The following is a 24,473-nucleotide window of genomic DNA, read 5'->3' as shown; positions in this document are numbered from 1 at the left end:
GACTGATCGAGAATCGTCGGTCATTGCGCGCGTGTCGAGGCTATTGGGCGCCGGACCAGGACGCCCTGGATTGCTTCGCTAGGCTCGCAACGACGGGAGTGGTTACGACAGGTGGTGGAAGACCGTCAGTCGCGGCGGACGCCGGTGACGCTGAACGGCTTCGGCTCGATCGGGGGAACGGCCGAGTCGTTTAGCTCGCACTGCCAGAACCCGACGTCGATCCAGCGGCCCTGCTTGTAGCCGACCTCGCGGTAGACGCCGGCGCGGCGGAAGCCGACCGCTTCGTGGAGCGTGATCGAACTGTCGTTGGGAAGCGTGATGACGCCGATCGCCTGGGTGAAACCCTGCGCGCGGAGCGTGTCGACCAGCGCCTCGTACAGCAAGCGTCCGACGCCCTGGCCGTGCGTGGCACCGGCGACGTAGATCGATGTCTCCACGACGTAGCGATAGGCGGGACGATCGCGGAAGCGGGTGGCGTAGGCATAGCCGAGCACCGCCTCGCCGGACGTCGCGACAAGCCACGGGTAATAGCCGTCGGAGGCGGCGATCCGCTCGCGCATCGCGTCCGCGCCCGGTGCCTCGTTCTCGAACGAGACGGTGCCCGACAGCACGAACGGCGTGTAGATCGCCGCGATGGCGGCGGCATCGTCGCCGGTGGCGGCGCGGATCGCGATCGGACCCTGCGCCATTACAGGCCGATCCGGGCGACGACGAGCTGCCACAGGTTGCGGTCCTCGGCGCGCGCGGTGATCGGGCCGAGCCCGACGCATTCGAGGCATTGCGCACGGACCGCTGCACCGCTCAGCATACGCTTCGCATCGCCCAACGCCGACGCGAACGCCTGCTGGCGCTGCCACGTCATCCGCGCGAGCGCGTCGGCAGGGGCGGCGGCATCGTCGTCCTCATCCTGACTGGCGACCTGCTGCGCGACCTGTGCCGCGAAGCCCGGCTTTTTTTCGAGCCACACCGCGTCGGCGCTGTCGAGCCTGGCGCGCTTCGCCGCCTCCTGCAGCGCGTCGTCGAGCCCGCCGAAGCGGTCTACGAGCCGCAGTTGCTGCGCGATCCCGCCGATCCAGACGCGACCCTGCCCGATCTCGTTGACGCGCGCGATCGGCAGCTTGCGCGACTGCGACACGCGGGTGAGAAACTGGAGGTAGCCATGCTCGATCCCCGCCTGCACGATCGCATCGAGTTCCGGCGTGGTGCCGCCGAGCACGTCGGGCTGGCCGGACAGCGGCGTGGTCTTCACCCCGTCGCTCGACAAGCCGATCTTCTTCAGCGTGTTCTCGAAGGTCGGGATGATCCCGAAGATGCCGATCGAGCCGGTGATCGTGCCGGGTTCGGCAAAGATCACATCCGCCGGGGTCGACACCCAATACCCGCCCGACGCGGCGAGCCCGCCCATCGAGACGACGATCGGCAGGCCACGGCGCTTGGCCTCCATGATCGCGAGCCGGATCTTCTCCGATGCCAGCACCGAGCCGCCCGGCGAGTCGACGCGGACGACGAGCGCCTTCAGATCGTTCGTCGCGAGGCCGTCGTAGAGCAGCTTCGAAACGGTGTCGCCCGCCGCCTTGCCGGCGCCGGCCTGTCCGTCGACGATCTCGCCCGCGACGGTGAGGACGCCGATCTTGCCCTTCCCCGGCAGGGGGCTGGCGGCGACATAGGCGTCGTAGCCGATCGTCCGGAACCAGCCGGCGACCTTCTTGTCATCGCCACCCGCCAGTTGTGCGACGCGGCGGCCGAAGGCGACGCGGTCGCCCAGCTTGTCGACCAGCCCGGTTGCGATGTTGGCGCGCGAGACGTCGCCCTGAACCTGGCCGATGAGTTGCGCGGGGTTGCTGAGCCACGGAGCGAGCTGCGCCTTGGGACGCGCGGTCGCGACCGCCTCGCGCCACTGGTCGAACAAGGCGCCATAGAGCGCCTGCGACGACTCGCGCGCTTCCGGGCTTTGGTCGGTGCGGGTATAAGGCTCGACCGCCGACTTGAACTTGCCGACGCGGTAGACGTGCGCATTGACGCCGAGCTTGTCGATCAGCCCCTTGTAGAACAACTGGTTGCCGCCCGGTCCGGCGAACATCGTGCCGCCGAGCGGGTCCATCCAGATCTCGCTGGCGGCGGAGGCGAGGCGATAGCCGCCGTCGGTATAGGCGGTGGCGAAGGCCAGCACCGGCTTGCCCGCGGTACGCGCACGCAACAGCGCGGCCTGCACCTCACCGAGGGCAGCGGGGTAGGCGCCGCCAAAGCGGTCGAGATCGAGCACGATCGCCTTGACGCGCGCATCGGTGCGGGCGGTGTCGATCGCGCGCAGTACGTCGCGCAGCCGGTATTGCTTGCCGACCTGCTGGCCGCTGAGCACCGCCGTGAACGGCACCTCCTCCGGCTGCTCGACGATCGGCCCGTCGAGCTTCAGCACCAGCGCGCCGTCGCCGATCGCGGACGGGCGTTGACGCGCATTGAGGGCGGCGAAGATCACCGCAAAGAACAGCAGCATCGCGACGAGCACGAGCGCGTCCTTGATCCCGACCAGCAGCTTCCAGGCGCCGCGTACCAGCTTCATCGTTCCTGCCACCTTCGCTTATGTGCGGCGACCGTAGCCCCGCGTGTATGACCGCGGCAATACGGTTTGGTGGTAAATGGTGGCGCGATCGTCGGGGCACGCCACGAACGACACGCCACGCCCGCCTCGATCCGAGGTGACCGCGGGCGGCTTTCGCCGTCGTTCGCGACCCGCTACGGCACGGCGATGCACGGTCCCGCCACCCTCGCGCCGCTGACGCAGGCGCCGCCGCCGACATGGGGAGCGGAGTTGCGCGCGCTGGCGGCGCTGGCCGGGCCGCTGATCGGCGCCAACCTGCTGCAGATGGCCGTGTTCGCGGTCGACGTGGTGTTCGTCGCGCGGCTGGGGCCGGTCGAGTTCGCGGCGGCGACGCTGGGCGTGTTCGTCTTCAACATCCTCGCGTTCGGGCTGATCGGACTGGTCGGCGCGGCCGAGCCGTTGATCGCCGCCTCGCTGGGGCGGCGGGTCGGGGCGGTGCGTCAGGTCCGGCGCTCGTTCCGGATGGCGATGTGGCTGGCAGCGCTGGGATCGGTGCTGGTGATCGTGGTGCTGAATTGTGCGGCCCCGCTGCTGCGGCTGGCGGGGCAGGACGCGGCGGTGGCGGCGCGGGCCGGTGCGTTCTGCCGCATCCTGTCGCTGGCGGTGGTGCCGGCGGTGATGGGGGCGCTGATCCGGTTGACGGCCGCGGCGCTGGGGCGGCCGGGCTGGGCGCTGGTGGTGACCGCTGTCGCGCTGGGGGTCGCGATCCTCGCCAATTGGTGCCTCGTCTTCGGGCATGGCGGTTTCCCCGCGCTGGGGCTGGAGGGCGCGGCGCTGGCCAGCGTGCTGACGTCGATCGCCACCTGTGCGGCCTATGTCGTGATCCTGCTGACCGACCGGAAGCTGCGGCGGTTCCGGCTGCTGGGCAAATGGTGGCGCGCGGAATGGTCGCGGATGGCGGAGATCGCGCGGCTGGGTGCGCCGATCGCGCTCGGCTGGATGGCGGAGGGCGGATTGTTCGGCGGTGCGGGGCTGCTGATGGGGCTGATCTCCGTCACCGCGATCGATGCGCATGCGGTGGCGCTCAACATCGCGGCGATCGCGTTCCAGATCCCGTTCGGGCTGGCGCAGGCCGGCACGATCCGCGTCGGCTTCGCATATGGTGCCGGCGACCGGGCGTGGATCGGGCGCGCCGGCAATGTCGCGGTGCTGTGCGGGATCGCGGTGATGGTGTTGAGCGCGACGGTGTTCTGGGCGGTGCCGCACTGGCTGGTGCGCCTGTACGTCGATCCGGCGCGCGAGACCGCGGTGGCGACGATGGCGGTGCAACTGCTGGGGATCGCCGCGATCTTCCAGCTGGTCGACGGCGCGCAGGCGGTGGCCGCCGGCGTGTTGCGCGGCGTGCAGGACACGCGCGTGCCGATGCTGATCCAGGTTTCGGGGTATTGGGGCGCGGGGTTCGGAACCGCGATTTTGCTCGGCTTCGGGTTCGGCTGGGGTGCGGCTGGGATCTGGTGGGGGCTGGCCGTGGGACTGGGCGTGGTCTCCGCGCTGCTGCTGTGGCGGTGGTCGGCACGCGAGCGCATCGGTCTGACGCCACGCACGGACTGACTGACGGTTCCACAATTTTTGCCGCGCAGCCGTTGACCCCGGCAGGGACGGTCCACATATGCGGGTCGCTGGCACTCGGCTGGGTCGAGTGCCAAAGAACTGTCACATACCTTCAGAGAGGTACAGCAATGAACTTTCGTCCGTTGCACGACCGCGTTCTCGTTCGCCGCGTTGAGGCAGAAGAGAAGACGGCCGGCGGGATCATCATCCCCGACACTGCCAAGGAAAAGCCGCAGGAGGGCGAGGTCGTCGCCGCCGGCGCCGGCGCCAAGAACGACAAGGGCGAGGTTTCCCCGCTCGACGTCAAGGCCGGGGATCGCATCCTGTTCGGCAAGTGGTCCGGCACCGAGGTCAAGGTCAACGGTGAAGACCTGCTCATCATGAAGGAATCGGACATTCTCGGCATCGTCGCCTGAGCTTTCCGACACTTCTATTTTTCCAATATTCGTTCATCTGAAAGGGTAGCCACATGGCAGCCAAGGACGTGAAATTCGGCCGCGACGCGCGCGAGCGCATTCTGCGCGGCGTCGACATCCTCGCCGATGCAGTCAAGGTCACGCTGGGGCCGAAGGGCCGCAACGTCGTGATCGACAAGAGCTTCGGCGCACCGCGCATCACCAAGGACGGCGTCACCGTCGCCAAGGAGATCGAGCTCAAGGACAAGTTCGAGAACATGGGCGCGCAGATGGTGCGCGAAGTGGCCTCGAAGACCAACGACATCGCCGGCGACGGCACGACCACCGCGACCGTCCTGGCGCAGGCGATCGTGCGCGAGGGCATGAAGTCGGTTGCGGCCGGCATGAACCCGATGGACCTGAAGCGCGGCATCGACATCGCGGTCATCAAGGTCGTCGAGGACATCAAGGCGCGTTCGAAGCCGGTCTCGGGTTCGGCGGAAGTCGCGCAGGTCGGCATCATCTCGGCCAACGGCGACCGTGAAGTCGGCGAGAAGATCGCGGAAGCGATGGAGCGGGTCGGCAAGGAAGGCGTGATCACCGTCGAGGAAGCGAAGGGTCTCGATTTCGAGCTCGACGTCGTCGAGGGCATGCAGTTCGACCGCGGTTACCTGTCGCCGTACTTCATCACCAACCCGGAGAAGATGTCGGTCGAACTGAACGACCCGTACATCCTGATCCACGAGAAGAAGCTCAGCAACCTGCAGGCGATGCTCCCGATCCTGGAAGCCGTCGTGCAGTCGGGTCGTCCGCTGCTGATCATCGCCGAGGACATCGAGGGCGAGGCGCTGGCCACGCTGGTGGTCAACAAGCTGCGCGGCGGCCTGAAGGTCGCAGCGGTCAAGGCACCGGGCTTCGGCGATCGCCGCAAGGCGATGCTCGAGGACATCGCCGTCCTGACCAAGGGCGAGGTGATCTCGGAGGATCTCGGCATCAAGCTCGAGACCGTGACGCTGGGCATGCTGGGCACCGCCAAGCGCGTGTCGATCGACAAGGACAACACCACCATCGTCGACGGTGCTGGTGAGGCCGATGCGATCAAGGGCCGCACCGAGGCGATCCGTCAGCAGATCGAGGTGACCACCTCCGACTACGACCGCGAGAAGCTCCAGGAGCGTCTCGCCAAGCTGGCCGGCGGCGTCGCGGTGATCAAGGTCGGCGGTTCGACCGAGGTCGAGGTGAAGGAGCGCAAGGATCGCGTCGACGACGCGCTGCATGCGACCCGCGCCGCCGTGGAAGAGGGCATCGTCCCGGGCGGCGGCACCGCGCTGCTGTACGCGACGAAGGCGATCGAGGGGCTCACGGGCGCCAACGAGGACCAGACCCGCGGCATCGACATCGTCCGCAAGTCGTTGACGGCGCTGGTTCGCCAGATCGCCAGCAACGCGGGCCACGATGGCGCCGTCGTCTCGGGCAAGCTGCTCGACGGCAACGACACCACGATGGGCTTCAACGCCGCGACTGACACGTACGAGAACCTGGTTGCGGCCGGCGTGATCGATCCGACCAAGGTGGTGCGCACTGCGCTGCAGAACGCCGCGAGCGTTGCGGGCCTGCTGATCACCACCGAGGCGACCGTGTCCGAACTGCCCGAGGACAAGGGCCCGGCCATGCCCGCCGGCGGCGGCATGGGCGGCATGGGTGGCATGGACTTCTGATGTCGAACGGGTGCGGCGCACGCCGCACCCGGCACGAGATCGGAACGACGGGCGGATCGGCAGAGCCGGTTTCGCCCGACCAACGGCGGCGGCCTTGCCGGCGCCGATGCCCGAACGGCGAAGGGCCGGTGGAGCGATCCACCGGCCCTTTGTCTTGGCGGTCGCAAAGCGCTATACTGCGGCCATGCGACACGATCCGCTTTACCAGCCCATCACCGTTGAACAGTTCCTGGACATCGACTTCGGGACCGATCGCAAGTTCGAGCTGGTCGACGGCGTGATCCGGATGATGACCGGCGGGACGCCGGCGCATTCGCGCGTGGCGACCAACCTTGTCTCGTTCCTGCACCAGCGCCTGCGGGGCACCGGGTGCCGCGCGTATAATTCGGACATGGGCGTACGCCTGTCGGACCAGTCGCTGCGCTATCCCGACGTGAGCGTGTTCTGCGGCAATCCCGCCACCCCCGAACGCGAGGAACAACGTGCCTTCGTCGATCCGGTCGTGATCTTCGAGGTGCTGTCCGCCTCCACCGCGAAGATCGACGAGGGCACGAAGCTGGAGGGGTATCGGGAGCTCCGCTCGGTGGACACGATCGTGTTCGTCGATCCGGAGAACGAGCTGACCCGCATCGTCCAGCGGCTGGGCCCGACATCGTGGCGCGACGACCTGTTCGCGCAGCCGCACGACGTGCCGCTGCCGGCGCTGAACCTGACGATCCCGCATACCGAGATCTTCGCGCGCGACTGAAGAGCGCGCCGTGCGTTCGGGCGGGATGGAGCAGCGCAACCGCCTTTCCGCCACTCGAATCCCGATCGACAGCATCGTCTTCGGCTATGGTCCGATGCTCCCGCTCGTCGCGGCCGGCGTCGGTGCGTGGGTGCTGCCGCCCGGCTGGGGGATGCTGGCGATACGACTGGCGATCGTCTGGGGCGCGCTGATCCTGTCGTTCATCGGCGGCGTGCGGCGCGGCTTCGGCTTCGCGACGCCGCGCGCGTCGACCGCGGTCGAGATCGTGGCGGCGGTCGGCTATGTCACGATCGCGGGATTGGCGTTGTTGGTACCCTATGCGACGACCGCGCTGGCGTTGCTGGCGGTGGGCTATGCGCTGGCGGCGTTGCTCGACCGGCGCGCGGCACTGGCGGGGAATGCGCCGGCGCATTTCGCGAGGCTGCGTCCGCCGCAGCTACTGCTCGGGTGCGCGGGGCTGGCGGCGGCGTGGACGTGGCTGATGAGCGGGTGAGGCCGTCGCCCCGGAAGGTCACGCGGTGGCGAACTCCCGAGGCGTACCGTCGGAGGCGAGCGGCGGCTCAGTTCTTCATCGCGTCCAGCAGGAGCTTCACGTCCTGGCTTCGACCGCGCGGAAGGATCAGGATGTCGTTGCCGCTGGCGACGACGATCAGGTCCTCGACCCCGACCATCGCGACCCGCGCTCCGTCGCTGCGCACCAGGCAGTTGCGGCTGTCGAGCATCACCACGTCGCCGGAGACGACATTGTCGCGATCGTCGCGGTCGCTGATCGCGTGGAGCGCGTCCCAGCTGCCGACGTCGCTCCACCCCATCGTGACCGGCACCACCGCAACGCGATCGGCCTTCTCCATAACGGCATAGTCGATCGAGTCGGAGGGGGAGGCGGCGAAGGCGGCAGCGTCGGGATAGACGCGCACGCCCTCGCGTCGCGCGCCGGCACAGGCGCTGCGCGCGGCGGCGAGGATCGCGGGTGCGAAGCGTTCCAGCGCACCGAGGTAGGCGTCGGCGCGGAAGAGGAAGATGCCGCCGTTCCAGGCATGGTCGCCCGAGGCGATCATCGCCTCTGCGACGTCACGCTTCGGCTTCTCGACGAAGCGCGCGACGCGGTGGATGCCGGGCGCCAGTTCGTCGCCGACCTTGATATAGCCATAGCCGGTTTCCGGCGCGTCGGGAGTGATCCCGAAAGTGATGAGCCAGCCCTGTTCCACCAGCGGCAGCGCGGCATGGATCGCGGCGTGGAAGGCGTCCCGGTCCGCGATGACATGGTCCGACGGCATGACGAGCATCGCCTGGTCAGCGCCGGCGCTGAGCGCGGCGAGCGCGATGGCGGGCGCGGTGTTGCGGCCGGCAGGTTCGAGGATCAGCGCGCTAGGCTGCGCGCCGATCGCGCCGAGCTGTTCCTCGACGGCATCCGCGTGGGCGGCATTGGCGACGACGATCGGCGCGGCGAAGGCATCGCCGTGCGCGCGTGCCGCAGTCAATTGCAGCATCGTATCGCTCGCGGTCAGCGCGAGCATCTGCTTCGGCTTCTCCGGGCGCGACATTGGCCACAAGCGGGTCCCCGACCCGCCGGAAAGGATTACCGGCACGATTTCGGTCAAATTGACGCTCCTGTTCCCCCAGGGGGCGTAACCTGGCCCCGGACGCGACAACACTCCGACTGACGCAAAGCTCCCTTTAGGAACGTTATTGCGTTGCCGCAACGTCGTCAGAGGATTAGCCGGGCGCGATGACCGACCCGCTGATCCGGATCGCCGCCGCGCTGGAGCGGCTGGCCCCGCCGCCGCCCGCCGCCGCAGACCCGCTGGCGCATCCGGCCTATGTGTGGCGCGACGCGGTGCTGACCGCGGCGCGCGACTTCGCGCCGCTGCCGCTGCCGCTGCTCCACGGCGTGGACGCGCAGAAGAAGGCGCTGTTCGACAATCTGACGCGACTGGCGGCCGGGCATGCGGCGCAGGATGCGTTGCTGTGGGGCGCGCGCGGGACCGGCAAGTCGGCGCTGGTGAAGGCGGCGGTGGGCGCCGTGCAGTCCTCGGGCGGCGCGCTGGCGCTGATCGAGGTGGCGGCAGACCGGCTGGATACGCTGCCGCGGTTGTTCGACGCGGTGGCGGGGCGCGCGCGCGCCTATGCGATCTTTCTCGACGACCTCGGGTTCGATGCGGCGGCGGAGGCGCGGGTGCTGCGCTCGTTGCTGGAGGGCGGGGCGGAGGCGCGGCCGGCGAACGCGCGCCTGATCGTCACCTCGAACCGCCGGCATCTGGTGACGCGCGACATCGCCGAGCAGGGCAGCGCGATCAACCCGCGCGATTCGGTGGACGATCAGCTGGCGCTGGCGGATCGCTTCGGGCTGAGCCTGGGGTTCCACGTCGTGGATCAGGACGCGTATCTCGCGATCGTGCGCGGCTATGCCGAGCGGCACGCGCTGCCGTTCGATACCGGCGATGCGGTGCAATGGGCGACGCGGCGCGGGAGCCGGTCGGGACGGGTGGCGTGGCAATATGTCGTCGAGCTGGCCGGGCGCGAGGGGAAGGCGCTCAAGTAAAGCGGCGATCGTCCGCATCCCTCGCGGTCGATGCTACCCTCGATCAAGGCCGTCGATGTTGTGACGGGGTCGTCATCGCAAGATCGGTCTGGCGATCGGCAGGTAATCACCCCGATGAATGCCGCGGCGCCACCGGCGTGACAACATCAGCAGCGATCGTGTGACGTCGGACGGAGTATTTTTCCAATTCGATAACAAGAATTCCTGTTGTGTTTCGATGCAGTGGGGCCTCGGCCCGATGCCTCGACTCTGCTTCTCGTCAGCGTTACACTTCTTCGAAGGGGGGAAGGGGCATGATCAAGAGGCGGTGGCTTATCGGCGGGGGCGCGATAGTGGCGCTGGCGGCGATATGGTGGTTGGTGCCGATCGCTTACATGCTCTGGATGGTCTATTGGCATGGTCCGCCGGCACTTGAACGGCTGCCCGTCAGCAAGCCTGCCGCAAGTTTGCATTATGGCCCTGCCGCGCAACAGGTAGAGGAGTTGAGGTTGCCCGCCGGAGCCGGTCCGTTCCCGGTCGCCGTCGTCATCCACGGTGGATGCTGGGACGCGTCGATCGGCGGCACCGCGCGCAGCATCGCGCCGCTGGCAGACGCCTTGACCCGTCGGGGGCTTGCGACGTTGAACGTCGACTATCGCCAGCTGGGACAAGCAGGCGGCGGCTGGCCGGGTACCTTCCGCGATGCCGGCGCCGCAATCGACTCGCTTCGCCCGCTGGCACGCCGGTATCCGATCGACCTGAAGCGCGTGATCGTGGTCGGCCATTCGGCGGGCGCGCTGCTCGCGACGTGGAGCGCGATCCGGCCGTCGCTGTCGTCCAGCAGCGATATCTATGCACCCGATCCGGTAAGGCCCGCCGCGGTGGTGGCGATCGACGGACCCGGCAGTCTGGCCGAGTTCATCGGCAAGGATAAGGAGATCTGCGACAAGTCGGTGATCGTGCCGTTGATGGGCGGGACGCCGGCACGCGTGCCGCAGCGATATCGCGACGCCTCCGCGCAGGATCATCTGCCACTAGGCGTGCCGCAATATATCGCCCAAGGGGCCTTTGCGGACCTGATGCAAGGCTATGTCGCACGCGCTCGCCGCGCCGGCGATCCGGTGGACGTGTATCGCACGAAGCGCCCGTCGCATTTCCGCATCATCAATCCGACCGAACCGGAAGGGGCCGGGACGGTCGCCCTGATCCTGCGCGGCGCGGCGGCATCGGAGCGGCAAGCGCGCGCGGTCGGCGCCGTCAGCCCGTGACCAGCCGCGCCTGCAGGCGGTGGACGGCGTTGCCGGGCGCGGTATCGAGCCGGAAGCGGGCTACCTCGCGAGACAGCGTCTCGGCCTCGGCAGCGAGGGTGCGGGCGGCGGCGGTGGCCTGTTCGACCATCGCGGCGTTGCGCTGCGTCACGGCATCCATCTCCGATACCGCGGTGTTGACCTGTTGCAGCCCGACCGACTGCTGACCGGCGGAGGTGGCGATGCGCGAGACCAGTTCGCTGATCTCGCCGATGCGGACGATAATCCGCTCCAGCGCCTTGCCGGCTTCGTTGACCAGTTCGACCCCGATGCCGACCTGATCGGAGGAGGCGAGAATGCGGGTCTTCACGTCCTTGGCGGCGTCTGCCGAGCGTTGCGCCAGCGCGCGCACCTCGGAGGCGACGACGGCGAAGCCCCTGCCGGCCTCACCGGCGCGCGCCGCCTCGACCCCGGCATTGAGCGCGAGCAGGTTGGTCTGGAACGAGATACCGTCGATGACGGTGATGATCTCGCTGATCTCGGCAGAAGCGCGCTCGATGCCGCCCATCGCATCGACGGCGCGGCGGACGATCTGGCCCGATTCCTCGGCCTCGTTGCGCGCCTCGCCGACGATGCGGTTGGCCTGCGACGCACCCTCGGCGGTCTGGCGCACGGTGGTGACGATCTCGTCCATCGCCGCGGCGGTTTCCTCGAGGCTGGCCGCCTGCTGCTCGGTGCGCTGCGACAGATCGTCGGACGCCTGGCGGATGTCGCCCGAACCGCTGCGGATCTGCGTGCTGGAGCGCGTCACCACGCCCAGCGTCGTCGCCATCTGCGAGCGCATCGATTCGAAACTGTCGGCGAGCGCCTGATACTCGCCCGGCAACCCGTCGAGCGTCGCGGTAAGGTCACCCCCGGCCATCCGCTCGAACACCTGGCCGCAGCGTTCGATCACCGCGCGGCGGCCCGCCTGCTCGGACTCGAAATAGGCGGCGAGCGCGATATCCATGTCGATCAGCGATGCCTTGACCAGCGCGGTCGCGGCGCGGGCACGACCGCGGGCGCCGAACGGCCAGAGCAGGTGGCCGAGCATGAGCCTGGGCAGCACATGCTCCAGCATCCGCGCATAGCCGCTGATGTACCAGGTGGGTGCGAGCCCGATGCGGGCGTGGAGCTGTCCGATGTGCGAAGCGGCGGCGGCATAGCTGCGGTCGATCGGGCCGGAGAACAGCTTGCGCCAGTGCTGGAGCTGCTTGTCGCGGGCGTGGTCCATCCGCGCTTGCGACTGGAACATGCCGGCAAGGCGCGGCGCGGCGGCGATGTAGCGGTAGAGTGCGACCAGCGCGGTCGGTGCATGTCGTTCGATCGCGCGCTTGACGGCCGGGAAGGCGGCGTAACTGCGTTCGTCGTAACCGAACGCTGCAAGGCGTTGTTCGAAGTCGATGATGTCCGATCCGCTCACGGTCTGTTCTCCTTACAGACGCGGTAGACGGCACAAGGTAAAGGCGACGTTAGCAATCTGATCGAGATCAGGCTGATTGTTCAACCATTTCCGCGAGTTCAAGCCAGCGCATCTCCGCCGTGTCCTTCTCGTGGCGCAACGCCGCGATGTTGCGCCCGAGCCGATCGAAGGCCGCCGGATCGCGGGCATAGAGCGCCGGATCGGCCATCGCGGCCTCGTCGGCTGCGATCGCGGCATCGAGCTCCTCGATCCGCTTCGGCAGCAGGTCGTAGTCCCGCTGGTCCTTGTAGGTGAGCTTGATGCGCGTCGGCGCGGCCGGGGCGGGCGCAGCGGCGGTCTTCGGCGCGGCCTTCTTCGCCGCCGCGACGCGCGGACGGCGCTGCCGCTCCCAATCCTCATAGCCGCCGGCGACGACGTCGACGTGGCCGGTGCCGTCGAGCCCGAGCGTGACGGTGACGGTGCGGTCGAGGAAGTCGCGGTCGTGGCTGACGATCAACACCGTGCCGCCGTAGTCGGCGATCACTTCCTGCAACAGGTCGAGCGTTTCGAGGTCGAGGTCGTTGGTCGGCTCGTCGAGGATCAGCAGGTTCGATTCGCGTGCGAATTCGCGGGCGAGCAGCAGCCGCGACCGCTCACCGCCCGACAATGTGCCGACCTTCGCCTCCGTCAACGACGGATCGAACAGGAACTCCTTGAGGTACCCGTGGATGTGCTTGCGCACGCCCAGCACGTCGATCCACTCTCCGCCGTCGGCCAGAACCTCGCGGACCGTCTTCTGCGGCGCCATCAGGCTGCGCTGCTGGTCGATGACGATGCCGTCGAGCGTGCGTGCGCGCTTCACCGTGCCGGCATCGGGAGCGAGCTCGCCGGTCAGCAGCTTGAGCAGCGTCGTCTTGCCGGCGCCGTTACGCCCCACGATGCCGATCCGGTCGCCGCGTGCGACGCGCAACGTCAGGTCGGCGATGATCGTGCGCTCTCCATACGCCTTGGTCACGTGCTCGGCGTCGATCACCACCTTTGTCTTCACGTCGTCGCTCGCGACCTGGAGCGCGGCGGCACCCTGCGGCCCCATCATCGCGGCGCGTTCGGCGCGCATCTCCTTCAGCTTCGACAGCCGACCCTGATTGCGGCGCCGGCGCCCGGTGACGCCACGTTGCAGCCAATGCTCCTCGATCTTCAGCTTGGCGTCGAGGCGTGCGGCATTGCGCTCCTCCTCGGCGTAGACCTGCTCGGTCCACGCATCGAACCCGCCGAAGCCGACGTCGGCGCGGCGCAGCTCGCCACGGTCGAGCCACAGGGTCTGCTTCGTCAGGCGCGTGAGGAAGGTACGATCGTGGCTGATGACGACGAATGCGCCGGTGAAGCGCTTCAGCCAGTCCTCCAGCCACTCGATCGCGGCGATGTCGAGGTGGTTGGTGGGCTCGTCGAGCAGCAGCACGTCCGGATCCATCGCCAGCGCACGGACGATCGCGGCACGGCGGCGCTCACCCCCCGACGCCGACGACGCCTCACGCGACAGGTCGATGCCGAGCTGGTCGGCGATCGCATCGGCTTCGTAGCCGGCCGGCGCATGCTCGCCCGCCAGCACGTAATCCTGCAGCGTGGCGAAGCCGGTAAGGTCGGGGTCCTGTTCCAGCATCACGACGCGCGTGCCCGGCACGATCGTGCGGCGCCCTTCGTCGGCGTCGACGACGCCGGCGATCAGCTTGAGCAACGTCGACTTGCCCGCGCCGTTGCGGCCGATCAGCGCGAGCCGGTCGCGTTCGCCCACGTAGAGGTTCAGGTGGCGGAACAGCCATCCCGATCCTTGAACCAGTCCGAGATCTTCATACGACAATACAGGTGCGGCCATGCGGTGCGACCTAGGGCCTGCACTCGATCGCAGCAAGGATCGCCGTCGATCACCGCCCGCTTTTGCCGCGATCGGACGCAGGCGCGAGGGAACCCGCGCTACGCGGGCAGGTTGCGTCATCAAGACGTTACGCAGCCAAGCCATTCACAGGCTGTTCAATCCGATCCCGCTATGCCAGCACTGGTGAGAATGCTTCCGATCCTCCTCCTGTCCGGCCTGGCCGCACCGGCGATGACGCAGCCGGCGCCCGATCAGGCGCGCGACGGCGCGGTGGCGTTGCAGGCGCGGCGGCAGGGACGGCTGCTGCCGCTGCCCGAAATCGAGCGGCGCGTGGTGCCGACGATGCGGGACGCGCAATATATCGGCTTCGACCTGGAAATGCCGAGCGGCATCTACACGCTGAAGTTCCTGCGCGACGGCGCGGTGATCTGGGTCGACGTCGACGGGCGTACCGGGCAGGTGCTGGGGCGTACCGGGCGCTGACCGCGACCGTTCAGGACTGCGACAGCCGCAATTCCATAGCGGCCGGCTTTCGTGCTAGCGCGACTGCCGGTCGTTTCGTTTTCATGAGGGAGCTCTACCACCGATGCGCGTACTGATCGTCGAGGACGAGCCCAACCTGGGGCAGCAGCTGAAATCCACGCTGGAGGGTGCCGGCTATGCCATCGACCTCGCGACCGACGGGGAGGAGGGGCATTTCCTGGGATCGACCGAGAATTACGATGCGATCGTGCTCGACCTCGGCCTGCCGGAGATCGACGGGCTGACCGTGCTCGACCGCTGGCGCAAGGAGGGCAAGGTGACCCCGGTGCTGGTGCTGACCGCACGCGACAGCTGGTCCGACAAGGTCGCCGGGCTTGACGCGGGCGCGGACGATTATGTCGCCAAGCCGTTTCAGACCGAGGAGCTGATCGCCCGGCTGCGTGCGCTGATCCGCCGCGCGTCCGGCAATGCCTCGTCCGAGCTGATCGCGGGCGACGTGCGGCTCGACACGCGTTCGGGGAAGGTGACGCGGGCGGGCGAGCCGGTGAAGCTGACCGCGCAGGAATACAAGCTGCTCAGCTACCTGCTGCACCACAAGGGCAAGGTGGTGAGCCGCACCGAATTGATCGAGCATATCTACGACCAGGATTTCGATCGCGACTCCAACACGATCGAGGTGTTCGTGACGCGGATCCGCAAGAAGCTGGGCCAGGACGTGATCACCACGATCCGCGGGCTCGGCTATAGTCTGGAAGATCCGGACGCCTGATCCGGTGGCGTCCAGGGGCGTGACCGACGCGGTCGCCAGCCAGCCGCAGCCGCGCGGGTCGATCTCGCGGCGGATGATCCTGATCGCGGCGGCGTGGATCTCCGCGCTGTTGCTGGGTGGCGGCTACGCGCTGGACCGCGTGCTGGTGAACGCGGTGACCAGCAACGCCGACGAGCAGCTGGAATATGTGCTGAAGTCGTTGCTGGTCTCCGCGGAGATCGATCCGGTCGGCGAGGTGCGCTTCAACCGCGAACCCGCCGACCAGAATTTCCTCGAGCCCTATTCGGGATTGTACTGGCAGGTTTCGGCGCCCGGCCGCGAGACGTTTCCGTCGCGATCGTTATGGGATCGCGAACTCGCCTACGGACGACCGCATAACGACCGCACCGTGCACCGCTACGACAGCGGGCAATTCGCCGACGAGAAGTTGCGGATCGTCGAGCGCGACGTGACGCTGCCGGGATCGAAGGTGCGGTGGCGCTTCCAGGTCGCCTCGCGACGCGACGCGCTCGACGCGCAGATCGCGATCCTGCGACGCACGCTGGTGCGCAGCTTCGTGCTGCTGGGGCTGGGGCTGGTGATCCTCGCCGCGTTGCAGACCTTCTACGGGCTGCTGCCGCTGCGGCGGTTGCGGCTGGAGATCGCGAAGATGCGCGCGGGGCGATCGAACCGGATCAGCGGGGCGATGCCGCTGGAATTGCTGCCGATGGTCGAGGAGCTGAACGCGCTGGTCGCGCACAACGAGACGCAGGCGGAGGAAGCGCGGCGCCACGCCGGCAATCTGGCGCACGCGCTGAAGACGCCGTTGACGGTGATCATGAACGCCGCCACCGCGCAGTCGGACGATCTCGCCGAGACCGTGATCCGCGAGGCGCGGACGATGCGGCGGCAGGTAGACCACCATCTGGCGCGCGCGCGCGCGGTCGGGCGGCGCGGTTCCGCGCACAGCCGTGCGCAGGTGTGGCCGAGCGTCGAGTCCGTGGAGCGCGCGGTGCAGCGCCTCTACCCGCACGTCCGCATCGACATGACCGGGCCGAAGGATCTGGTGGCACATATCGAGCGGCAGGACCTGGACGAGATCATGGGCAATCTGGTCGAGAATGCCGCGAAATACGGTGGCGGGAGCGTCTTCGTGACGGTGGGTGCGCAAGCCGGGTTCGTCGAGATCCTAGTCGAGGACGACGGGATGGGCATTCCGGACGCGGACCGCATCCGGATCTTCGATCGCGGGGTGCGGCTGGATACGGGCAAGCCGGGAACCGGGCTGGGGCTGGCGATCGTGCGCGACGTGGCGGAGATCTACGACGGGACGGTGACGCTGGAGGAGAGCGAGGACCTCGGCGGGTCGCTGGTGCGGTTGCGGTTGCCGATGGCGGGGTAAGGCGTGGCTGACGTGCGCGCGTACGCACGGCGCGCTGCCACGCCGGCTCTTCCGATCGCGCCGTGGCTCTGCCGGGGAATCGGTCGGCTGAATGCATCGCGTCGTGACAGCGAAGCTTGAGGTCGATCCAAGTCATCATTGCGAGTGCAGCGACGCGATCCACGGTCGCATCAGGACGCCCTGGATTGCTTCCCCCGGCCTTTGCCGGGTCACAAGGACGGGAACTGCTACGCCGCGTAGCGGGCGGCGGTTTCGCGGATCAGGGCGATCATGTTCGGGATGCCCTGCGTGCGGTTGGAACTGAGCTGTGTCTTGAGGTCGAACGGCGCTAGCGAGTCCGGAATGTCGGTCGACAGGATCTCCGCTGGCGTGCGGTCCTGCACGGTCAGCAGCACCAGCGCGATGATGCCTTTGGTGATGTGGGCGTTGCTGTCGGCGAGGAAGTGCAGTCGCCCGTCGTCGCGCACCGCGGGATAGACCCAGACCGAGGCGGAGCAGCCGCGCACCAGCGTCGCCTCGGTCTTCAGCGCTTCCGGCATCGGTTCCAGTGCGCGCCCGAGTTCGACCAGGAGGCGGTAGCGGTCGTCGCCTTCGAGGAAGCCATATTCCTCGCGGACGTCTTCGAGCGTGGCAACGGGTTCGGTCATGCTCGCAGGGCTACCGTTCCGGCGCGGTCGCTGCAACCGCTCAGAGATCGACGCCGGCCGCGATCGCTTCCAGCTTGCGGATCCGCTCCTTCAGGTCGGCGATCTCGATCCGCGCGCCGGCGCCGGGCGTTGCGGGTGGTTCGTTCGCGAGCCGCAGTTCCTGGCTCTTGAGCTGCAGCCAACCGCGCCAGCCGTTGAGCGCGGCGTGGACCAGCATCGCCAGCCCGGCGAGCGTCGCAATCGCGATGGTGATGTAGATCTGGGGATCGGACATGGCTGCCTTCTCCTGTGCTGGCGTGGGATCAGCGGTCGCGCAGCTGTTCGATCTGGCGTTCCAGATCGGCGCGGCCGTGGGTGTCGGTGATGACGCGTTCCAGAACGGCGATGCGCTCCTTCAACTGCCGCATCTCATCATTGTTGGGGCGGCGCGGATCGGAGAGTGTCGGCTCCTGCGGCTGCTCCGCCATCGCGCGCCACTTTTCCTTCTTAACCTTGCCGATCGTGACGATCATCACGATCAGGACCACCATTATCGCTACTGACCACGGCACGTCGTTCTACTCCCCAATTTTCGTTCGGTTCGGTTCGGTTCAGTTCAGCGGACGATCGGCAATCCGGTCGTCCCGCAGCGCATCGATCTCGTCGGCGAGCGCCACGCCCTTGTCGGTGGCGATCCGTTCCAGCACACGCACCCGCGCCTCCAGCCGCTCGGTCTGCGCGACATATTGCGCGGCCTTCTCTGCGGTACGCTCGGCATCGATCTCCAGGCGGCGGCGCTGGATCTCCAGCCACGGCCGGATGATCGTGGTCGCGATGATCGCGGTGATCGGGATCAGCAGCGCGAACAACGGGATCAGAAGCGGACTGATGTGCATGACGTTTCCCTTCCGTGGGGCTGCGTTACCGCAGGCTGTCGATTTCCTTGGCGAGCGACGAGTTGCGGCTGGTGTAGTGCAACTCGATGTCGGCCAGGCGGCGGTCCAGGTCGCGGAACTTGGCGCGGACTTCGGTGGTGGAGCGCGTCGGGTTGGCGCGCACGCCCTGCCAGAACTTCTGGTCGGCGCGATCGTGGTAGAGCGCGCTCGGCTTCGGTTCGACGATCCACGCCATGACGAAGTACGCGAGCAATATCCACCATTGCTGGCCCACGATCATCAGACCGGCGACGGCCAGTCGAACCCACAGGACCTCGATACCCACGTAATCGGCGATCCCGGCGCAGACGCCCTTCCACTTGCCGTTCTGCGGATCGAGGTAGAATTTGGTGCGGCTGTCGGACATCAGTTCCTCCGCTGCGAAGAAGGTTGGTCGAGGCGGTAATCGGGTGCCGAGCGGTAATCGGCAACGCCGGGGCGGAAATCCGGATTGTCGGCGGCGACGATCCGCTCGACCGTGGTGACGCGGTCCTCGAGCCGGCGTGCGAGATTGTACATCTCATCGAGCAACTGCTCGTCCTCGCCGGTCATCTTGGGGGCGGTCTTCCACTTGGTGACGTAGTGGAGGATCAGCCACGGCAGGCCGATCATGAATGCCAGTATGGCGATGACGCCCGTCAAGTCCATTTCAACCCTCCTTGTTCAGGCGCGCCTTGAGCGCCGCCAGCTCTGCGTCGACCTTGTCATTCGATCGCAGCTCGTTGAATTCGTCTTCCAGCGACTTGGACGTCAGGCCCATCGCCTCGGCGCGGCCCTCCGCCTCGTCGGCGCGGCGTTCCAGCGTTTCGAAGCGGCTGAACGCCTCGTGCGTGCGCGGGCCGTTCCACATCTCGCGCAGTCGCGCCTTGGTGTTGGCGCTTTCCAGCCGGGTGGCGATCGCGTTCTGCTTGGCGCGCGCTTCGCGAAGCTTGCTCTGGACCTTGGCGATGTCGTCCTCGGCGGCGCGCAGCGCGGCGTCCAGCGTGCCGACCTCCTCGCTGAGCTGTGCGCCCATCTCGGCGGCCTTGCGGCGTTCGACCAGTGCGGCCTTTGCGAGATCTTCGCGGTTCTTGGAGAGCGCCAGCTCGGCCTTCTCGGTCCAGCTCGCTTCCAGTTCGGCGAGCTTGGCGATGTGCCGTCGCATCTCCTTCTGGTCGGCGATCGTGCGGGCCGCGGAGGCGCGGACCTCGACCAGCGTGTCCTCCATTTCCGCGATAATCATGCGGACCATCTTGGCGGGATCGTCCGCACGGTCGAGCAATTCGGCCATGTTGGCGGCGACGATGTCGCGGGTGCGGGAGAAAATGCCCATTCGATACGGACTCCTTGGGTATTCGCGCCTTCTTAGCGGATCGTACGGGGTACGGGGAGGGTCTGTTCCCGCACCCCGTCCGCCGCTTACGCCGCAGCGTGGGCGGAAACGGCCGGGGTGGTGGCCAATGCCGTCGCCGGCCCGACCGCGCCGAGCACCATGGTGGCGCTGACCAGGACGGTGAGGGCGAGGGCAGTGAGCTTGCTGGTGATGGTGTTGGTCATGATGGATACTCCCTGAAAGCGTTGTTGCAGCCAGCTTTGCACGAGGCGTGCCAAGTTCCGAAAACGGCAGAAATGCGTGCTATTTGCGCGTTTTCGCCGAATTGGAAAAGTTGACGGTTGCCATCGCTTGGCAATATGCGCCAGTTATTGGCGCATGAAGCGCAGCACGCAGGTGATCGGTCAGTCGGGTGTGTTCCTCGACGCGCTGGAGCGCGCGAGCCGCGCCGCCGCGCTCGACCGGCCGGTGCTGGTGATCGGCGAGCGCGGGACAGGCAAGGAACTGGTCGCGGAGCGGCTCCACCACCTCAGTCCGCGCTGGGACCAGCCGCTGGTGACGATGAACTGCGCCGCGCTGCCCGAGACGTTGATCGAGGCGGAATTGTTCGGGCACGAGGCCGGGGCGTTCACCGGCGCGACCAAGGCGCGCGTCGGGCGATTCGAGGAAGCGGACGGAGGAACGCTGTTCCTCGACGAGCTGGGCACGCTGTCGATGGGCGCGCAGGAGCGCCTGCTGCGTGCGGTCGAATATGGCGAGGTGACGCGGATCGGGGCGTCGCGCCCGATGCGCGTCGACGTGCGGATCGTGGCGGCCACCAACGAGCATCTGCCAGATCGCGTCGAGGCGCATACGTTCCGCGCCGACCTGCTCGATCGCTTGTGCTTCGAGGTGGTGACGTTGCCGCCGCTGCGTGCGCGACGCAGCGACATCCCGGTGCTCGCCGATTTCTTCGGGCGGCGGATGGCGGCGGAGCTGGGGCGCGACGAATGGGTCGGCTTCACGCCCGAGATCGAGGAGGCGATGCGCGAGCACCGCTGGCCCGGCAACGTCCGCGAGCTGCGCAACGTCGTCGAGCGCGCGGTCTATCGCTGGGAACGCCCCGGCGCGGTCGGCGCGATCGAGTTCGACCCGTTCGCCTCTCCGTACCGGCCGTCCGGCGCGAACGGGAAGCGGCCGGAAGCGGCGGCGCCCGCAGCGCCTTCGTCGTCCGCGCCCGTGCCGGCGGACGGTGCCGACGAGGAGGTGGCCGCGTGTGAGGTCGGGCCTTCCGACTTCAAGAGCCGGGTCGCGTTGTTCGAGCGTGAGCTGCTGACCCGCTCGCTGGCCGAGCATCGCTTCAACCAGCGCGCCACCGCCGAGGCGCTGGGGCTAAGCTACGACCAGTTACGCCACGCGCTACGCCGCCACGACCTGATCGGAGCGGTTGCGTAACGAGCGCGGGGGAGCCATTTGGGCGGCCTCGCGTTGCGCACGCGAACCCTGAAGGAGGACTTATGGCTTTCGAACTGCCGCCGCTGCCTTATGCCTACGACGCGCTGGAGCCGGTCATCTCCAAGGAGACGATGACCTTCCACCACGACAAGCACCACGCCGCCTATACCAACAAGCTGAACGAAGGAGTAGCCGCCGACGCGTCGCTCGAAGGGCTGTCGATCGAGGACATCCTGGCGCGTGTGTCGTCGCTGCCCCCGCTGATCCGCAACAACGGTGGCGGGTTCTGGAACCATGATTTCTTCTGGAAGATCATGGCACCCAAGGGATCGACCCAGCCATCGGGCAAGCTGGCCGAGGCGATCGATGCCTATGGCGGGCTCGACAAGCTGAAGGAAGATTTCAACGGCAAGGGCGCGGGGCAGTTCGGCTCCGGCTGGGCATGGGTGATCGCCGACCAGTCGGGCGCGCTGAAGGTCACCTCGACCCCGAACCAGGACAATCCGTTGATGGACGATGCCAAGGACAAGGGTACGCCGATCCTGGGTAATGACGTGTGGGAGCACGCTTATTATTTGACCTACATGAACGACCGCCCCGGCTATCTCAAGGCGTGGTGGGACGTCGTGAACTGGGACGAGGCCGGTCGTCGCTACGAGGGCGCTGCCGCCTGATCGATCGCGCCGTTTCTGACGACGCGGAAGGCCCGGGTGATCCCCGGGCCTTCTTTTTTTGCGCGGGGCCTAACCGCCCCCGGCCGGCACGCCGGCAACCATGGCGTGACGAGAACATTGTGACAGCTAGCGCCATCGCGGCGCGTGGGAGTTCGCATGGTTTCGTCCGCTGCCGCGCCATCGCGCATTCATCCGGTCCACGGGCTGCTGCTCGCCTTTCCGGTGGCATTGTTTCCGGCGGCGCTGGCGGCCGACGCGACCTATCTCGGTAGTGCGGAGATGCAATGGTCGAACATGGCATCCTGGGCGATCACCGGGGCGCTGCTGGTCGGCGCACCGGCATTGGCATGGAGCGTGTTCGAGGCAATCCGCCGGCGGACGTCTTGGCTGTATCCGTTGCTGCTCGGGATCGCCTGGGTGGCGGGCTTCATCAACGCCTTCCATCACAGCCGCGACGCGTGGGCGTCGGTTGAGGTCGGCGGGTTGCTGTTGTCGCTGATCTCAACGGTCGCGGTGCTGGCGGCCGGGTGGTTTGCATTCGGTGCGCGGACCACCGTCGCGGCGGGGGCGGTTCGATGATCCGCGCGAGCGCTTCGCTTGCCACGCTGGCGCTGCTCACCGCGTGCGGCAGCCAACCGCAGGATGTCCGCCAAACGGGGCCGAACCCGCAACTGCCCGGCCAGGCGCAGACGCTGGTGCCAGCGATGAAGATCGCTACGCCCGAGGCATGGGGCGACGCGCGCCCGACCGTGCCGGCGGGGTACAATATCGTCGCGCTGGCGACCGACCTGAAGGTGCCGCGGCAGATGCTGGTGCTGCCGAACGGCGACCTGCTGGTGGCCGAGGGCAAGGGCGGGCATGCGCCGAAGCTGCGTCCCAAGGATGTGATCGCGGGCTATATCAAGAGCCTGGGGACGACCAGCGTGAAAGGCGGCGACCGCATCACCTTGCTGCGCGACGCAGACGGCGACGGCAAGCCGGAGCTGCGCACGACCTTCATCGACAAGCTGGATGCGCCGTACGGCATGGCGTTGATCGGCAACGAGCTGTTCGTGGCGGAGCAGGGTGCGTTGAAGCGCTTTGCCTATACGCCGGGCGCGACATCGATCCCGACGCCGGGCTGGGAAGTGACCAAGCTGCCGTCGCGGATCAACCATCACTGGACGAAATCGCTGGTGGCGAGCGCCGACGGATCGAAACTGTACGTCGGCATCGGATCGAACAGCAACGTGGGTGAGCGCGGCATGGAGGTCGAGCAGGATCGCGCCGTCGTTTGGGAGATCGACCGGGAGACCGGTGCGCATCGCGCGATCGCGACCGGCATCCGCAATCCCACCGCGCTGGCGATCGATCCGACGACCAATGCGCTGTGGAGCGTCGTCAACGAGCGGGACGAACTGGGACCGCGACTGGTCCCCGATTACCTCACGCAGGTGCGCGACGGCGCCTTCTATGGCTGGCCGTACAGCTATTGGGGCCGCAACGTCGATCAGCGCGCGCATCCGCAGCGCCCCGAACTGGTCGCGCAGGCGGTGGTGCCGGATTATGCGCTGGGGTCGCACGTCGCCGCGCTGGGGCTGTCGTTCGTGAGCGGCGGCGGCTGGGGCGGCGCGTTCAGCGAGGGCGCGTTCGTCGGCGAACATGGCAGCTGGAACCGCAAGGATCTCGCCGGGTACAAGGTGACATGGGTGCCGTTCACGGGCGGGCGCCCCGCCGGGCAACCGCGCGACGTGGTCACCGGGTTCATCGGCCCCGACGGCAAGGCGCGTGGTCGACCGGTCGGCGTGCTGTTCGATGCGCCGCGCCGCGCGCTATACGTCGCGGATGACCTGTCGAACACCGTGTGGCGGGTTACGCCGGCGGTGGCGAGTGCCGCAGCGAAGCCCGCCGCCCCGCGTGGGTGAGCGGATCGCGGGTGCCGTCGCGTCGTTGCTGCTCGTCGTCGCTGCACCCGCGGCGGCGCAGGACGTGCCGACGATCGATACCGAGGATGCGAGCCTCGGCGGGACCGCGGTCGGCGTCCGGCGCTTCCACCCGATCGTGGCGTTGGACATCCGCAACGGCGACTTCGCACGCGGCGGCTATGACGACGATGCCGCGAACCTCGACCGGGTGCCGGTGCATGTGCAGGCGGGCTTTGCGTGGGGGCTGCACAGCGATGCGGCAGGCAGGCAGGATCGCTGGGTGGTGGCGACCAGTTCGAACGGCTTCCACACGCCGGTCGCAGCGGAAAAGGTGGCGCCGCGCGGCTGGTATGAGAGCAACAACCTGCTGGGTGTGGTCGCGGCGCTCGGCGCGGGCGTACGGGTCGGCGCGGCCTATGCGATCAAGGTTAGCCCGAACGGCGTCTCGGACACCACGCACGAGCTGAGCCTGACCGCCGCGCTGGATGGCGAGCGCGGCATCGCTGCGCTGCACCCGAGCGCGGCGGTGACGACCCGAACGCTAGGAACGGGCGGCGTGTTCACGCAGGTGGCGATCGCGCCGGAATTGGGGCTGGGGCGCGGCGATGCGACGCTGAGGTTCCCGGCGCTGGTCGGCGTCGGCTGGGGCGGCTTCTACGCCGCGGGCAGCGGCGACGTGACGTACGGTAGCGCCGGGGTGGCAGTGACGCAGCCGTTCGCGGCCGGTGGCGCGAACTGGCGGCTGCGCGGCGAGCTGCTCGCAGTGGTGCGTGACGACACGCTGCGGCGGCTGGGAAGCCTGGATGCCGAAACCGCGACGGTGGTGCCGTTGGCCACCGTCACGCTGGCGCTGGCGTTATAG

The 24,473-nt window shown here is 68.0% G+C and carries 28 protein-coding genes; 15 read left to right on the top strand and 13 right to left on the bottom strand.

Annotated features, from left to right (window positions below):
* Positions 1-125: 125 nt before the first annotated feature.
* Positions 126-689 (bottom strand): arsinothricin resistance N-acetyltransferase ArsN1 family B, encoded by a 564-nt coding sequence (locus tag SPHPHY_RS0110680; RefSeq protein WP_022686674.1) that lies wholly within the window; start codon positions 687-689, stop codon positions 126-128.
* Positions 689-2,560: a signal peptide peptidase SppA gene (gene sppA, locus SPHPHY_RS0110675; RefSeq protein ID WP_022686673.1), complete on the bottom strand. Its 1,872-nt coding sequence runs from the start codon at positions 2,558-2,560 to the stop codon at positions 689-691. The genes SPHPHY_RS0110680 and sppA overlap by 1 nt, the downstream gene beginning before the upstream one ends.
* Positions 2,561-2,629: 69 nt before the next feature.
* Here sppA and SPHPHY_RS0110670 point away from each other — a divergent pair, with 69 nt between their 5' ends.
* From SPHPHY_RS0110670 to SPHPHY_RS0110650, 5 genes are all read left to right on the top strand, one after another.
* On the top strand, positions 2,630-4,150 hold the full coding sequence (locus SPHPHY_RS0110670; protein ID WP_331271020.1) for an MATE family efflux transporter: 1,521 nt from the start codon (positions 2,630-2,632) through the stop codon (positions 4,148-4,150).
* Between the two features lie 128 nt (positions 4,151-4,278).
* The gene (gene groES, locus SPHPHY_RS0110665; RefSeq protein WP_022686671.1) at positions 4,279-4,566 is read left to right on the top strand and encodes a co-chaperone GroES; all 288 of its coding nucleotides are present in this window, start codon (positions 4,279-4,281) and stop codon (positions 4,564-4,566) included.
* Positions 4,567-4,619: 53 nt separating this feature from the next.
* Positions 4,620-6,263 (top strand): chaperonin GroEL, encoded by a 1,644-nt coding sequence (gene groL / locus SPHPHY_RS0110660; protein WP_022686670.1) that lies wholly within the window; start codon positions 4,620-4,622, stop codon positions 6,261-6,263.
* 184 nt (positions 6,264-6,447) lie between these two features.
* Entirely contained in the window at positions 6,448-7,011 is a 564-nt protein-coding gene (locus SPHPHY_RS0110655) for a Uma2 family endonuclease (RefSeq protein ID WP_028056769.1), read from the top strand.
* Positions 7,012-7,021: 10 nt separating this feature from the next.
* The gene (locus tag SPHPHY_RS0110650) at positions 7,022-7,504 is read left to right on the top strand and encodes a DUF3429 domain-containing protein (protein ID WP_231370404.1); all 483 of its coding nucleotides are present in this window, start codon (positions 7,022-7,024) and stop codon (positions 7,502-7,504) included.
* Positions 7,505-7,571: 67 nt separating this feature from the next.
* On the opposite strand, the gene SPHPHY_RS0110645 is transcribed toward SPHPHY_RS0110650, so the two are convergent.
* Positions 7,572-8,612 carry a mannose-1-phosphate guanylyltransferase/mannose-6-phosphate isomerase gene (locus tag SPHPHY_RS0110645; RefSeq protein ID WP_022686667.1) on the bottom strand — a complete coding sequence of 347 codons (1,041 nt, stop codon included), beginning with the start codon at positions 8,610-8,612 and terminating at the stop codon, positions 7,572-7,574.
* A 128-nt stretch (positions 8,613-8,740) separates the two neighbouring features.
* On the opposite strand from SPHPHY_RS0110645, the gene SPHPHY_RS0110640 reads away from it, so the two are divergent.
* Complete coding sequence (locus SPHPHY_RS0110640) at positions 8,741-9,553, top strand: ATP-binding protein (RefSeq protein ID WP_022686666.1); 813 nt, start codon at positions 8,741-8,743, stop codon at positions 9,551-9,553.
* 293 nt (positions 9,554-9,846) lie between these two features.
* Positions 9,847-10,800 (top strand): alpha/beta hydrolase family protein, encoded by a 954-nt coding sequence (locus SPHPHY_RS20970; protein ID WP_022686665.1) that lies wholly within the window; start codon positions 9,847-9,849, stop codon positions 10,798-10,800.
* Here the strand turns inward: SPHPHY_RS20970 and SPHPHY_RS19940 are convergent.
* Together SPHPHY_RS19940 and SPHPHY_RS0110625 are read right to left on the bottom strand one after the other, a co-directional pair.
* Entirely contained in the window at positions 10,790-12,241 is a 1,452-nt protein-coding gene (locus tag SPHPHY_RS19940) for a globin-coupled sensor protein (RefSeq protein WP_022686664.1), read from the bottom strand. The two genes, SPHPHY_RS20970 and SPHPHY_RS19940, sit on opposite strands and share 11 nt — an antisense overlap.
* Before the next feature lie 67 nt (positions 12,242-12,308).
* Entirely contained in the window at positions 12,309-14,093 is a 1,785-nt protein-coding gene (locus SPHPHY_RS0110625) for an ABC-F family ATP-binding cassette domain-containing protein (protein WP_022686663.1), read from the bottom strand.
* 189 nt (positions 14,094-14,282) lie between these two features.
* Between SPHPHY_RS0110625 and SPHPHY_RS0110620 the strand changes: the two genes are divergently transcribed.
* The 3 genes from SPHPHY_RS0110620 (at position 14,283) to SPHPHY_RS0110610 (ending at position 16,726) form a co-directional block, all read left to right on the top strand.
* Positions 14,283-14,576, top strand: coding sequence for a hypothetical protein (locus SPHPHY_RS0110620; RefSeq protein ID WP_022686662.1), 294 nt, complete (start codon positions 14,283-14,285; stop codon positions 14,574-14,576).
* A 103-nt stretch (positions 14,577-14,679) separates the two neighbouring features.
* Positions 14,680-15,345 (top strand): response regulator transcription factor, encoded by a 666-nt coding sequence (locus SPHPHY_RS0110615; protein WP_022686661.1) that lies wholly within the window; start codon positions 14,680-14,682, stop codon positions 15,343-15,345.
* Positions 15,346-15,418: 73 nt separating this feature from the next.
* Positions 15,419-16,726: a sensor histidine kinase gene (locus tag SPHPHY_RS0110610; RefSeq protein ID WP_028056766.1), complete on the top strand. Its 1,308-nt coding sequence runs from the start codon at positions 15,419-15,421 to the stop codon at positions 16,724-16,726.
* 227 nt (positions 16,727-16,953) lie between these two features.
* On the opposite strand, the gene SPHPHY_RS0110605 is transcribed toward SPHPHY_RS0110610, so the two are convergent.
* The 8 genes from SPHPHY_RS0110605 to SPHPHY_RS22285 form a co-directional block, all read right to left on the bottom strand.
* Positions 16,954-17,373 carry a SufE family protein gene (locus SPHPHY_RS0110605; protein ID WP_022686659.1) on the bottom strand — a complete coding sequence of 140 codons (420 nt, stop codon included), beginning with the start codon at positions 17,371-17,373 and terminating at the stop codon, positions 16,954-16,956.
* 40 nt (positions 17,374-17,413) lie between these two features.
* Positions 17,414-17,647 (bottom strand): hypothetical protein, encoded by a 234-nt coding sequence (locus SPHPHY_RS0110600; RefSeq protein WP_022686658.1) that lies wholly within the window; start codon positions 17,645-17,647, stop codon positions 17,414-17,416.
* Between the two features lie 28 nt (positions 17,648-17,675).
* Entirely contained in the window at positions 17,676-17,885 is a 210-nt protein-coding gene (locus tag SPHPHY_RS0110595) for a hypothetical protein (protein WP_156025085.1), read from the bottom strand.
* Positions 17,886-17,963: 78 nt separating this feature from the next.
* Complete coding sequence (locus tag SPHPHY_RS0110590; RefSeq protein ID WP_022686656.1) at positions 17,964-18,248, bottom strand: hypothetical protein; 285 nt, start codon at positions 18,246-18,248, stop codon at positions 17,964-17,966.
* Positions 18,249-18,273: 25 nt separating this feature from the next.
* A complete protein-coding gene (gene pspC, locus SPHPHY_RS0110585; RefSeq protein ID WP_022686655.1) occupies positions 18,274-18,654 on the bottom strand; it encodes an envelope stress response membrane protein PspC in 381 nt (126 codons plus the stop codon).
* On the bottom strand, positions 18,654-18,935 hold the full coding sequence (gene pspB, locus SPHPHY_RS0110580; RefSeq protein WP_022686654.1) for an envelope stress response membrane protein PspB: 282 nt from the start codon (positions 18,933-18,935) through the stop codon (positions 18,654-18,656). Before pspB ends, pspC begins: the two co-directional genes overlap by 1 nt.
* Position 18,936: 1 nt before the next feature.
* Complete coding sequence (pspA, locus tag SPHPHY_RS0110575; protein WP_022686653.1) at positions 18,937-19,599, bottom strand: phage shock protein PspA; 663 nt, start codon at positions 19,597-19,599, stop codon at positions 18,937-18,939.
* An 86-nt stretch (positions 19,600-19,685) separates the two neighbouring features.
* Positions 19,686-19,823 carry a hypothetical protein gene (locus SPHPHY_RS22285; protein WP_196802160.1) on the bottom strand — a complete coding sequence of 46 codons (138 nt, stop codon included), beginning with the start codon at positions 19,821-19,823 and terminating at the stop codon, positions 19,686-19,688.
* Between the two features lie 154 nt (positions 19,824-19,977).
* Between SPHPHY_RS22285 and pspF the strand changes: the two genes are divergently transcribed.
* The 5 genes from pspF (at position 19,978) to SPHPHY_RS0110545 (ending at position 24,473) form a co-directional block, all read left to right on the top strand.
* Entirely contained in the window at positions 19,978-21,033 is a 1,056-nt protein-coding gene (gene pspF, locus SPHPHY_RS0110565) for a phage shock protein operon transcriptional activator (RefSeq protein ID WP_022686651.1), read from the top strand.
* 62 nt (positions 21,034-21,095) lie between these two features.
* Positions 21,096-21,707 (top strand): superoxide dismutase, encoded by a 612-nt coding sequence (locus SPHPHY_RS0110560; RefSeq protein ID WP_022686650.1) that lies wholly within the window; start codon positions 21,096-21,098, stop codon positions 21,705-21,707.
* Between the two features lie 156 nt (positions 21,708-21,863).
* Positions 21,864-22,286, top strand: coding sequence for a DUF2231 domain-containing protein (locus SPHPHY_RS0110555; protein ID WP_022686649.1), 423 nt, complete (start codon positions 21,864-21,866; stop codon positions 22,284-22,286).
* The gene (locus SPHPHY_RS0110550; RefSeq protein ID WP_022686648.1) at positions 22,283-23,611 is read left to right on the top strand and encodes a PQQ-dependent sugar dehydrogenase; all 1,329 of its coding nucleotides are present in this window, start codon (positions 22,283-22,285) and stop codon (positions 23,609-23,611) included. The genes SPHPHY_RS0110555 and SPHPHY_RS0110550 overlap by 4 nt, the downstream gene beginning before the upstream one ends.
* Positions 23,604-24,473 carry a hypothetical protein gene (locus tag SPHPHY_RS0110545; RefSeq protein ID WP_028056763.1) on the top strand — a complete coding sequence of 290 codons (870 nt, stop codon included), beginning with the start codon at positions 23,604-23,606 and terminating at the stop codon, positions 24,471-24,473. Before SPHPHY_RS0110550 ends, SPHPHY_RS0110545 begins: the two co-directional genes overlap by 8 nt.

This window comes from Sphingomonas phyllosphaerae 5.2, assembly GCF_000419605.1.
Classification (GTDB): Bacteria; Pseudomonadota; Alphaproteobacteria; order Sphingomonadales; family Sphingomonadaceae; genus Sphingomonas; species Sphingomonas phyllosphaerae_B.
The sequence above is the reverse complement of the archived record's forward strand: the minus strand, read 5'-3'. Positions and strand labels throughout refer to the sequence as shown.

Excerpts from the sequence above, each read along its gene's own strand:
- SPHPHY_RS0110680 (WP_022686674.1), bottom strand. The coding sequence starts at position 689 with ATGGCGCAGGGTCCGATCGCGATCCGCGCCGCCACCGGCGACGATGCC.
- sppA (WP_022686673.1), bottom strand. The coding sequence starts at position 2,560 with ATGAAGCTGGTACGCGGCGCCTGGAAGCTGCTGGTCGGGATCAAGGAC.
- groES (WP_022686671.1), top strand. The coding sequence starts at position 4,279 with ATGAACTTTCGTCCGTTGCACGACCGCGTTCTCGTTCGCCGCGTTGAG.
- groL (WP_022686670.1), top strand. The coding sequence starts at position 4,620 with ATGGCAGCCAAGGACGTGAAATTCGGCCGCGACGCGCGCGAGCGCATT.
- SPHPHY_RS0110655 (WP_028056769.1), top strand. The coding sequence starts at position 6,448 with ATGCGACACGATCCGCTTTACCAGCCCATCACCGTTGAACAGTTCCTG.
- SPHPHY_RS0110640 (WP_022686666.1), top strand. The coding sequence starts at position 8,741 with ATGACCGACCCGCTGATCCGGATCGCCGCCGCGCTGGAGCGGCTGGCC.
- SPHPHY_RS20970 (WP_022686665.1), top strand. The coding sequence starts at position 9,847 with ATGATCAAGAGGCGGTGGCTTATCGGCGGGGGCGCGATAGTGGCGCTG.
- SPHPHY_RS0110625 (WP_022686663.1), bottom strand. The coding sequence starts at position 14,093 with ATGGCCGCACCTGTATTGTCGTATGAAGATCTCGGACTGGTTCAAGGA.
- SPHPHY_RS0110620 (WP_022686662.1), top strand. The coding sequence starts at position 14,283 with ATGCTTCCGATCCTCCTCCTGTCCGGCCTGGCCGCACCGGCGATGACG.
- SPHPHY_RS0110615 (WP_022686661.1), top strand. The coding sequence starts at position 14,680 with ATGCGCGTACTGATCGTCGAGGACGAGCCCAACCTGGGGCAGCAGCTG.
- SPHPHY_RS0110610 (WP_028056766.1), top strand. The coding sequence starts at position 15,419 with ATGATCCTGATCGCGGCGGCGTGGATCTCCGCGCTGTTGCTGGGTGGC.
- SPHPHY_RS0110605 (WP_022686659.1), bottom strand. The coding sequence starts at position 17,373 with ATGACCGAACCCGTTGCCACGCTCGAAGACGTCCGCGAGGAATATGGC.
- SPHPHY_RS0110600 (WP_022686658.1), bottom strand. The coding sequence starts at position 17,647 with ATGTCCGATCCCCAGATCTACATCACCATCGCGATTGCGACGCTCGCC.
- SPHPHY_RS0110595 (WP_156025085.1), bottom strand. The coding sequence starts at position 17,885 with ATGATCGTCACGATCGGCAAGGTTAAGAAGGAAAAGTGGCGCGCGATG.
- SPHPHY_RS0110590 (WP_022686656.1), bottom strand. The coding sequence starts at position 18,248 with ATGCACATCAGTCCGCTTCTGATCCCGTTGTTCGCGCTGCTGATCCCG.
- pspC (WP_022686655.1), bottom strand. The coding sequence starts at position 18,654 with ATGTCCGACAGCCGCACCAAATTCTACCTCGATCCGCAGAACGGCAAG.
- pspB (WP_022686654.1), bottom strand. The coding sequence starts at position 18,935 with ATGGACTTGACGGGCGTCATCGCCATACTGGCATTCATGATCGGCCTG.
- pspA (WP_022686653.1), bottom strand. The coding sequence starts at position 19,599 with ATGGGCATTTTCTCCCGCACCCGCGACATCGTCGCCGCCAACATGGCC.
- SPHPHY_RS22285 (WP_196802160.1), bottom strand. The coding sequence starts at position 19,823 with ATGACCAACACCATCACCAGCAAGCTCACTGCCCTCGCCCTCACCGTC.
- pspF (WP_022686651.1), top strand. The coding sequence starts at position 19,978 with ATGAAGCGCAGCACGCAGGTGATCGGTCAGTCGGGTGTGTTCCTCGAC.
- SPHPHY_RS0110560 (WP_022686650.1), top strand. The coding sequence starts at position 21,096 with ATGGCTTTCGAACTGCCGCCGCTGCCTTATGCCTACGACGCGCTGGAG.
- SPHPHY_RS0110555 (WP_022686649.1), top strand. The coding sequence starts at position 21,864 with ATGGTTTCGTCCGCTGCCGCGCCATCGCGCATTCATCCGGTCCACGGG.
- SPHPHY_RS0110550 (WP_022686648.1), top strand. The coding sequence starts at position 22,283 with ATGATCCGCGCGAGCGCTTCGCTTGCCACGCTGGCGCTGCTCACCGCG.